The sequence below is a fragment of the Agromyces binzhouensis genome (assembly GCF_004135055.1).
GTDB lineage: Bacteria > Actinomycetota > Actinomycetes > Actinomycetales > Microbacteriaceae > Agromyces > Agromyces binzhouensis.
In genome coordinates, this window is record NZ_SDPL01000155.1 from 1 (window position 1) to 6744 (window position 6744).

Genomic DNA, 6744 nt, shown 5'->3' on the forward strand with positions numbered 1-6744 from the left:
CGGCGAGGTCGTCGTGAGCGCGACGGATGCCGCGGTCGGCGGCGCCGAGCTCGCCGCCGACTGGACGGCGGTCTCGCGCGCGATCGTGCGGCTGACGCTCGCCGACGAGGGGGAGGGGCTGCGGACGGGCGAGCTGCTCGTCCGCGGCAGCGTGCCGCTCGAGCGGATCGCGCTCATCGCGGTGTCCAACGATCGCGTGCGCGATCGCGTGCGTGCCGCGCTGAAGGCGGTCGGTGCGAATACGCGCGTGGCGGTCTACCCGCCCTGGTTCCTCGGCTCCGGCGACTGAGCCGGTTCGGCGGCGGCCCCGTCGCGGTCGACCTCGGCGCGGGTCCCCTCCAGCGGCGGCTGCTCGAAGAGCGCGCGCTGCGCCTCCTCGACGCGGGCGAGGTTCGACAGCCCGTCGCTGCGGTGGTGCCCGTAGACCCAGTACCGGTAGAGCACGAACCGGAACGCCGTCCCCAGGCCGAGGCCGATCACGTTGGACGAGATGTTGTCGGCGAGCAGGCTCGTGAAGCCGAGCAGGTGGTGGCTCACCCAGAGGCAGATCAACGAGATGGCCATGCCGCCGAGCGAGACGACGAGGTACTCGACGAACTCGCGCAGCACATGCCGGCGTCGATGCCGCCGGAAGGTCCAGTAGCGGTTGCCGAGCCAGTTGAAGACGATCGCGACGCTCGTCGAGATCGTCTTCGCCCCGATCGCCGACTGGGCCCACGTGTCCGTGCCGAACACGCCCACCCGCAGCGCGTTGAAGAGCGCGACGTCGATCACCAGGCCGATGAGCCCGACGAGGCCGAACTTCAGCAGGTAGGCGAGGAATCCGTGCCACGCCCGTGACGCGAGGGATCGGAGGGTCGCGGACACCCCCCGATCCTAGACGAGCGGTCGCCCTAGACTGGGATGTCGCGGCGATCGGCGTCGCGGGAACGGATGGTGCGTCAGGTGCGAGTCGGAGTGATCGGCGCAGGGCAGCTCGCCCGCATGATGATCCCCGCGGCGATCGAGCTCGGGGTCGAGCTCAAGGTGCTCGCGGAGGCCGACGGCATGGCGGCCGGACTCGCGGCCGACCGGGTCGGCGACTACACCGACGTCGAGACGGTGCTGCCGTTCGCGCGCGAGGTCGACGTCGTCACGTTCGACCACGAGCACGTGCCGCAGGACGTGCTGCGCGCGCTCGTCGAGGCCGGCATCCGGGTGCATCCCGGCCCCGACGCCCTGCGCTACGCGCAGGACAAGCTCCTCATGCGGGAGCGCCTGTCCGACCTCGGCCTCCCCGTCCCCGACTGGGCGCGCGTGTCGACGCCCGAGGAGCTCGACGCCTTCATCGCCGAGCACGGCGGCTCGGCCGTCGTGAAGACGCCTCGCGGCGGCTACGACGGCAAGGGCGTGCGCGTGGTGCGCACGGCAGCCGAGGTCGCCGAGTGGTTCGCCGCGATCGTCGAGGACGGCCGCGACGGGGCCCTGCTCGTCGAGGAACTCGTCGACTTCCGCCGCGAGCTGGCGCAGCTCGTCGCCCGCCGCCCGTCGGGAGAGGTCGTCGCGTGGCCGCTCGTCGAGACCGTGCAGGTCGGCGGGGTCTGCAGCGAGGTCATCGCCCCCGCTCCGCACTCGGCGGGCCGGCTCGCCGACGTCGCCGCCGACGTCGCCGTCGCCATCGCCGAGGGGCTCGACGTGACCGGCGTGCTCGCGGTCGAGATGTTCGAGACGACCGACGACCGCGTGCTCGTGAACGAACTCGCCATGCGGCCCCACAACTCCGGGCACTGGAGCATGGACGGCGCGACCACCGGCCAGTTCGAGCAGCACCTCCGCGCCGTGCTCGACCTGCCCCTGGGCGGCACCGGATGCCACGCCGAATGGGCCGTCATGGTGAACCTCCTCGGCGGCCCCGCCGAGGGCACGCTCGCCGAACGGTACGCCGACGCGCTGGCGTCGCACCCGACCGTGAAGATCCACAACTACGGCAAGGACCCGCGCCCGGGCCGGAAGGTCGGCCACGTGACCGCGATCGGTGCCGACCTCGACGACGCCGTCTACGAGGCGCGCGCCGCCGCCGCCGCGTTGCAGGACTGAGACCCGGCGACGAGCGTCCCGGCGGAGCGCCGCTGCGGGGAACACGCAGCAGACGGCCCTAATATCGTTCGAGTGATCGCAGGCAACCCCACCACCCCCCTCGTCGGCGTCGTCATGGGCTCGGACTCCGACTGGTCCGTGATGAAGGACGCGTCCGACCTCCTCGAGGAGTTCGGCGTCGCGCACGAGGTCGAGGTGGTCTCGGCGCACCGCACCCCCGAGAAGATGATCGCCTACGGCAAGGAGGCCGCCGGCCGCGGCATCCGCGTCATCATCGCCGGCGCCGGCGGCGCGGCCCACCTGCCGGGCATGCTCGCATCCGTGACCACGCTCCCCGTGGTCGGCGTCCCCGTGCCGCTCTCCCGGCTCGACGGACTCGACTCGCTGCTGTCGATCGTGCAGATGCCGGCGGGCGTCCCGGTCGCGACGGTGTCGATCGGCGGCGCGAAGAACGCCGGCCTCATCGCGGTCAGGATCCTGGCCACCGCCGACGACGCGCTGCGCGACGCGCTCGCCGAGTACGCCGACTCGCTCGCGGCGCTCGTCGAGGAGAAGAACGAACGGCTGAAGTCGAGCCGATGAACCTCGCCGACAGCCCGATCCGCTACCCGGACACCGGTTCGCGCCAGATCATGACGCGGCGCGGTTGGTGGCTCGTCGGCCTCAACGTCCTGGTCCCGGGATCGGCGCAGTCGCTCGCCGGCAACCACCGGCTCGGACGGCTCGGCCTCGGCGCGACGCTCGTGCTGTGGGCGCTCGTCGTCGTCGCGTTCGTCACCTGGCTCGTCGCGCCCGCCGTCGTCTACACGCTCGCGTCGAACAGCATCGTCCTCTGGGTCGTCGCGATCACCGCCATCTTCTACGCGGTGCTCTGGGTGGTCCTCACGTTCGACACGCTCCGGCTCGTCCGCCTCGTCAAGACCGTCCCCGCCGCGCGCGGCGGGATCGCGGCGCTCGCGATCGCCGCCATGGTGCTCGTCTCGGGCGGCGCCGCCTACGGGGCGTACGTGGCGACCACCGCGAGCGGCTTCCTGTCGTCCGTCTTCGTGGCCGGTCCGAGCGAGCCGCCGGTCGACGGACGGTACAACGTCCTGCTGCTCGGCGGAGACGCCGGGCCGGATCGCGAGGGCCTGCGTCCCGACAGCATCCGCGTCGTGAGCATCGATGCCGAGACCGGCCAGGCCGTGACGATCGGCCTTCCACGCGACCTGACGAACGTCCCCTTCGACGAGTCCTCGCCGATGCGCGCGACCTACCCCGACGGCTACGGGGCGAACGGCGTCTGCGACGTCGACCTGTGCCAGCTCAACTCGATCTACACCGAGGTCGAGCTGAAGAGTCCGGAACGGTATCCCGACGCCGTCGCCGAGGGGAGCGAGCCCGGAATCGAGGCGATGCGGGACGCGGCCGAGGGCATCACGGGACTGACCATCCAGTACTACGTGCTCATCGACATGGCCGGGTTCCAACAGCTCATCGACGCCCTCGGCGGGGTCACGGTCGACGTCCCGCACGACGTGCCGATCCACGCGGACGAGACCTTCACGACGGTCGCCGAGTGGATCCCCGCGGGAGAGCAGCACCTCGACGGCTACCACGCCCTCTGGTACGCGCGCTCACGCCACGGCACGAGCGACTACGACCGGATGGCACGGCAACTGCAGATCCAGGAGGCCGTGCTCGCCCAGTTCAACGCGGCCAACGTCCTCTCGAAGTTCCAGGACGTCGCGGCGGCCGGCTCCCAGGTCGTGAAGACGGATGTCCCGCAGTCGATGCTCGGGTACTTCGTCGACCTCGCGGGGAAGACCAGGGAACTGCCCATCGTCGACGTGCCGCTCGTGCCGGACAACGGAGTCGACCCGCTCGCCCCCGACTACGAGGCGATCCGGCAGATGATCGAGGCGGCGCTCATCCCGCCGACGACGGAGCCCGACGAGGGATGACGGTGACGCGCCGCGCACTGCCGCGGTGCTCCCGGGACCGGAGCGCTCAGAGGTCGGCGTGGAGGCGCCAGATCTGCTCCGCCGCGTCGCGCCAGTCGTACGCGCGGGAGCGGTCGTGGCCCGAGACCGCGAGCCGGTACGCCGCGTCGCGGTCCTCGACGACGCGGGTGATCGCGGCGGCGAGGAGCTCCGCGAACCCGTCGCCCGAGCCGACCGGCACGGTGAGACCGGCTCCGGCGGAGACCTCGAGGTATGCGGGCGTGTCCGAGTGGATGACCGGCGCACCGAGCGAGAACGCCTCGATGAGCTCGGTGCCCGAGTCGTCGTCGCGCGCGGGGGTGAGGTAGGCGGTGGAGCCCGCGATGACCACGGCGAGGTCCTCGGCGGCGAGATCGTCGAAGCGGTGGATGCGGCGCACGTCGACCCCGAGCTCGTCGGCGGTCTGCGCCACGTGCTGGTCGCCCCAGCTCTCCGGTCCGATGACCACGAGGGGGATCTCCGGCACACCGGGCCGCCCGAGCGCCGTCAGCACGTCGACGAGTCCCTTGCGGGGCTCGAGCGTGCCCGACACGGCGAGGTAGGCCTCCGGGAGGCCGAGGCGCGCGGCGCGGGCCTCCGCGTCGGGGCCGACCACGAGGCCGGCACGGGGTGCGGTGCCGACCACGCGGACCCGATCCCCGAAGTCGGCGACCATCGAGAGCCGGTCGGCGAGGGCGTGCGTCGGGACGACGACGGCGTCGGCGTGCTTGCGAGCCCGCTTCAGCATCCCCTTCTGCCACGCGACGGATGCCGAGCTCAGCGCCTCGGGGTGGGTCCACGCGAGGACGTCGTGGACCGTGACGACCGTCTGGTCGCCCGCGTCGGCATCGTGCTTGCGCAGCGGGGCGAACAGGCTCGTCCCGTGGATCATCCCGCCGCCCGGGGAGGTGGTCAGGCCGAACTGCCACGCCGCGGCGAGTTCGCGACGCGCGAGCGAGGACTTGTAGAGGCCCGACAGGCCGGGAAGCTCGGCCTCGACCCGTGCGTAGTCGCCGGGCAGCGACGACGAGACGATGCCCTCGACCTCGCAACCGGTCGGGGTGGACTCGATCAGTGCGCGGCCGAGATCGCGCGTGTACCGGCCGACGGCCCCCGGCACGGGCGCGACGATCTGGTCGACGATCAACCGGAGGGTCGTGGTCACCTCGGTCCTCTCCTTCGGCCGGCTCGGGGATCTCGCAGGGGAATCGGCATGCGACGGCCCAAGAAAGACTAGCGGGGAGTCGCCCGGGCGTCGCCGAGACCGCTCACAGGCGGCGGGGTCCGATCAGCTCCGCAGGTAGCGCAGCAGGCGCGGCGGGATCGGTCCGCGGATGCGCAGCAGGCCGTGGACACCGCCAACGACCGTCGCGACGAGGTGCTTGGTCCGCTTGGGCCCGCTCACGATCGCGTCGAAGGTGGGGCCGATCTGGCGTTTCACGACCGCGAGCGTCCAACGCCGCCGCCTGAGGAAGTTCCGGAACACCAGGTCGATGTTGTTGCGGATGATGTAGTACTGCCGGAACGGCGAGTGGTACTGGTACAGGTGCCCGCCGTCCCGGTGGGCCAGCGTCAGGCCGAACGGCCGGAACGGCACCATCTCGCCAAGCGCGTGGGTGATGTCGGTGTCCTCGGCGATCGCGATGCGGAACCCGTGGTCCCGGACGCGGAGGCAGAACTCGGTGTCGACGCAGTCGATCACGAGTCGTTCGTCGAAGAGGCCGGCGGTCTCGAGGCACTCGCGTGCGATGACGAACCCCGACTGGATCGCCTCCGGGACCAGTCCGATGCCCTCCGGCGAGAACCACGTCGGGATCGAGGGCTGGCCGTTGACGCGGTCGGTGCAGACGATGCCCACCCGCGTCACGCGGTTCGCACGCGCGAACGTCTCGAGGCACGCCGCGACGTAGCCCGCCGGGAGGTCGGTGTCCTGGTCGGTGTTCACGACGAAGTCGGCGCCATCCCCGAGCGCGGCGCGCACGCCGGCGTTCAGGGCGCGCGCGATCCCGGAATTCGTGTCGAGGCGCAGTACTCGGCTGTTCGCGATCTCCGTCGAGATCAGGTCGAGGACCCGGTCTGCGGCCGGTCCGGTGCCATCGTCGACCACGATGAGCTCGTCCACCTGGGAGGCGAGCGATCGCAGGTTCCCGACGACGTCGTCGTCGGGATGGAACGTCGGGACGACGGCGATCACGCGAGGGTCGGGGGTGGTGTCACGTGGGGCGATGGCGGTAGCCAGCGACGCTCGGGGTGGTCTCGAACGGGGCATTAGGCTAGCTTACGTCCCGCTGTCGAAAGGAAGTCATCGAGCGTGAGCGAGGTCCGTGGAGTCAATTGGACCGACGGGAGGCCCGGTACCGGGCTCACCCCCGAGGAGCGGGCGATCGAGCAGCACCTCGAGCTGCTGGACCGCGTGATCGGTCTCGAGCAGCAGGTCGGCGAGCTGCAGTCGGCGAACCTCCTGAGTCCGTCCGAGACCGTCGCCGCCGAGCGCAACCTCGCGGCGATGCGGTCGTCGATGACCTGGCGCGCCGGCCGACTCGTCACGCTGCCCGTGCGTGCGGCGAAGGTCGTCAAGCGGCGGCTCCTCGGATGAGCGCCGAGCAGGCCGCCGCTGCCGCCGGCCGGCACGATGTCTGGATCGACGCGGCCGGGCTCGCCGCCGGCGAGGGAAGACGCGCCGTCGACGCCGTCCTCGCGGCCGGCG

General features: G+C 71.7%; 8 protein-coding genes. 5 read left to right on the plus strand and 3 right to left on the minus strand.

Annotated features, from left to right (window positions below; all coding sequences use genetic code 11):
* The coding region (locus ESO86_RS09175; RefSeq protein ID WP_129234622.1) for a DarT ssDNA thymidine ADP-ribosyltransferase family protein at window positions 1-289 on the plus strand (289 nt) is incomplete at its 5' end.
* Here ESO86_RS09175 and ESO86_RS09180 read toward each other — a convergent pair.
* Entirely contained in the window at window positions 256-867 is a 612-nt protein-coding gene (locus ESO86_RS09180; RefSeq protein ID WP_129234623.1) for a GtrA family protein, read from the minus strand. The two genes, ESO86_RS09175 and ESO86_RS09180, sit on opposite strands and share 34 nt — an antisense overlap.
* Window positions 868-903: 36 nt before the next feature.
* Here ESO86_RS09180 and ESO86_RS09185 point away from each other — a divergent pair, with 36 nt between their 5' ends.
* The 3 genes from ESO86_RS09185 (at window position 904) to ESO86_RS09195 (ending at window position 4019) form a co-directional block, all read left to right on the plus strand.
* Entirely contained in the window at window positions 904-2076 is a 1173-nt protein-coding gene (locus tag ESO86_RS09185) for a 5-(carboxyamino)imidazole ribonucleotide synthase (protein WP_277985221.1), read from the plus strand.
* Window positions 2077-2190: 114 nt separating this feature from the next.
* Complete coding sequence (purE, locus tag ESO86_RS09190; RefSeq protein WP_129234629.1) at window positions 2191-2658, plus strand: 5-(carboxyamino)imidazole ribonucleotide mutase; 468 nt, start codon at window positions 2191-2193, stop codon at window positions 2656-2658.
* Window positions 2655-4019 (plus strand): LCP family protein, encoded by a 1365-nt coding sequence (locus ESO86_RS09195; RefSeq protein WP_129234625.1) that lies wholly within the window; start codon window positions 2655-2657, stop codon window positions 4017-4019. Before purE ends, ESO86_RS09195 begins: the two co-directional genes overlap by 4 nt.
* A 46-nt stretch (window positions 4020-4065) precedes the next feature.
* Here ESO86_RS09195 and ESO86_RS09200 read toward each other — a convergent pair whose 3' ends face one another.
* The gene (locus ESO86_RS09200; protein ID WP_129234626.1) at window positions 4066-5202 is read right to left on the minus strand and encodes a glycosyltransferase; all 1137 of its coding nucleotides are present in this window, start codon (window positions 5200-5202) and stop codon (window positions 4066-4068) included.
* Between the two features lie 123 nt (window positions 5203-5325).
* Complete coding sequence (locus ESO86_RS09205; protein ID WP_165307570.1) at window positions 5326-6231, minus strand: glycosyltransferase; 906 nt, start codon at window positions 6229-6231, stop codon at window positions 5326-5328.
* 117 nt (window positions 6232-6348) lie between these two features.
* Here ESO86_RS09205 and ESO86_RS09210 point away from each other — a divergent pair, with 117 nt between their 5' ends.
* Window positions 6349-6633: a hypothetical protein gene (locus tag ESO86_RS09210; protein ID WP_129234628.1), complete on the plus strand. Its 285-nt coding sequence runs from the start codon at window positions 6349-6351 to the stop codon at window positions 6631-6633.
* The last annotated feature ends 111 nt before the right edge of the window (window positions 6634-6744 follow it).

What these genes read in the sequence shown, in the direction of transcription:
- purE (WP_129234629.1), top strand. Translation starts at nt 2,191, where the DNA reads ATGGGCTCGGACTCCGACTGGTCCGTGATGAAGGACGCGTCCGACCTC.
- ESO86_RS09195 (WP_129234625.1), top strand. Translation starts at nt 2,655, where the DNA reads ATGAACCTCGCCGACAGCCCGATCCGCTACCCGGACACCGGTTCGCGC.
- ESO86_RS09185 (WP_277985221.1), top strand. Translation starts at nt 904, where the DNA reads ATGTCGCGGCGATCGGCGTCGCGGGAACGGATGGTGCGTCAGGTGCGA.